This window comes from Streptomyces sp. NRRL F-5123 (genome assembly GCF_000721495.1).
GTDB lineage: Bacteria > Actinomycetota > Actinomycetes > Streptomycetales > Streptomycetaceae > Actinacidiphila.
On record NZ_JOHY01000236.1, the window covers coordinates 1 to 223 of the forward strand.

The window sequence follows — 223 nt, forward strand, 5'->3', positions numbered from 1 at the left end:
TGCGGTGGTGCCCCCGATCTGCTCGTCCAGATAGCCCGCGAGCGCGTGGAGCGTCGGGTAGTCGAAGACCAGCGTGGACGGCAACCGCAGCCCCGTCGCGGTCTGCAGCCGCTGGCGCAGTTCGAGACCGGTGAGCGAGTCGAACCCCATCTCCCGGAAGGCCCGTTGCGGATCAACCGAACCCGCCGAACCGTGCCCCAACACCAGCGACACCTGCGCCCCG

At 70.0% G+C, this 223-nt stretch carries 1 protein-coding gene; it reads right to left on the reverse strand.

Annotated features, from left to right (window positions below; genetic code table 11):
• On the reverse strand, positions 1 to 213 hold a 213-nt coding region (locus tag IH54_RS44230), incomplete at its 3' end, for an acyl carrier protein (RefSeq protein ID WP_043183812.1).
• Between the last annotated feature and the right edge of the window lie 10 nt (positions 214 to 223).